The sequence below is a fragment of the Tepidiforma sp. genome (assembly GCF_026419595.1).
Lineage (GTDB): Bacteria > Chloroflexota > Dehalococcoidia > Tepidiformales > Tepidiformaceae > Tepidiforma.
In genome coordinates this window covers 1-593 of record NZ_JANZZD010000112.1, presented here as the reverse complement: position 1 = coordinate 593, position 593 = coordinate 1, and the positions used below count along the sequence as shown (strand labels likewise).

The following is a 593-nucleotide window of genomic DNA, read 5'->3' as shown; positions in this document are numbered from 1 at the left end:
GCCCGAAGGCCATGTTATCGTACACCGTCATGTGAGGATACAGAGCGTAGGATTGGAAGACCATCGCGATGTCGCGGTCTTTCGGGGGTACATCGTTGACCTTGCGATCGCCGATGTAAATTTCGCCTTCACTGATTTCTTCCAGACCGGCTAACATGCGCAGGCTGGTGCTCTTACCGCAGCCGGACGGGCCTACGAAGACCATGAACTCCTTGTCGGCGATTTCAAGGTTCAAGTCATTGACGGCGACTACGTCGCCATACCGCTTGTAAACGTGACGATAACTTACACTGGCCATACAACAAACTCCTTTCATTAGTTAAGGATGGTGAATAATTTTGAGTTACTTGTTAAAGGTTCAACCTATTGTGGACCCGAAAGATGGATCAAGCCAATACGAAACGCAAGCCGGCTTCGCTTAAATCCCACAAAGCAGCGGTAGACGCTTCGCGTCCTGTAATGAGCACGTCGAGAACTTCAACGGGAGCGATGAACTCGCCTGCGGTTCGTCCCAGTGCATCTGGTGGTACCATTACCATCTTTTGGCCGGCGTTCTTAATGATGACGCGAAGAAGCGCAGCGGTGGCTTTGTC

1 protein-coding gene and 1 pseudogene are annotated in these 593 nt (G+C 51.3%); both read right to left on the bottom strand.

The genetic code is table 11. From position 1 onward, the window contains the following. Positions 1 to 298: ABC transporter ATP-binding protein (locus N2041_RS14660; RefSeq protein ID WP_297679361.1), on the bottom strand; the 298-nt coding region annotated here is incomplete at its 3' end. 88 nt (positions 299 to 386) lie between these two features. Continuing rightward, positions 387 to 593 (bottom strand): annotated as a pseudogene (locus tag N2041_RS14655) (hypothetical protein); the annotation flags it as partial.